Consider the following 717-nt stretch of genomic DNA (forward strand, 5'->3'; position numbering starts at 1 on the left):
TGGGTGGCGTAGTCGGGCCGGATCGTGACGACCCCCGAGTTCTTCGTGCCCGTGGCCTTCAGCGGGCTGCCGAGCAGCTCGAAGTAGTGCCGCCAGTCCCAGTACGGGCCGGGGTCGGTGTGCATGCCCGGGATGGTGGCCGTGGTGGTGCCCGGCACCGTGTCGTGGCCGAGGATGTGCTGCCGGTCAAGCGGGATGCCGTACTTGCCGGCCAGGTACGTCACCAGCCGGGCCGAGGACCGGTACATGGCCTCCGTGTACCAGGCGTCCGGGTCGGTGAGGAATCCTTCGTGCTCCAGGCCGATCGACGCCGCGTTGACGTACCAGTTGCCCGCGTGCCAGGCGACGTCCTTCGCCTTCACGTGCTGCGCGATGTGACCGTCGGTGGAGCGCAGGCTGTACTGCCAGGACACGTACGTCGGGTCCTGGACCATGTCGAGGACGCCCTCCCAGGCGCCCTCCGTGTCGTGCACGACGATGTACCGGATCCGCTGCGAGGCGGGCCGGTTCCCCAGGTCGTGGTTGCCGTAGTCGCCGTCGCCGAACTCCTCGTACGGCGCCGGGATCCACTCGCAGGACACCGTCCGCGGGCACTCCGTGCCGGCCGAGGAGCCCTCGCGCAGCCCGGCGCGCTCCAGCGACGAGGGGTCGGGCGCCAGGTCCGGGTCCGCGTCCAGGGCGACCCGCTGCCCGGCGTCCGTGACCAGCTCCTCGCCG

1 protein-coding gene is annotated in these 717 nt (G+C 71.3%); it reads right to left on the reverse strand.

Annotated features, from left to right (window positions below):
* On the reverse strand, positions 1-717 hold a 717-nt coding region (locus LPA54_RS34060), incomplete at both ends, for an N-acetylmuramoyl-L-alanine amidase (RefSeq protein WP_228984546.1).

Source organism: Streptomyces sp. DH12 (genome assembly GCF_020873895.1).
Classification (GTDB): Bacteria; Actinomycetota; Actinomycetes; order Streptomycetales; family Streptomycetaceae; genus Streptomyces.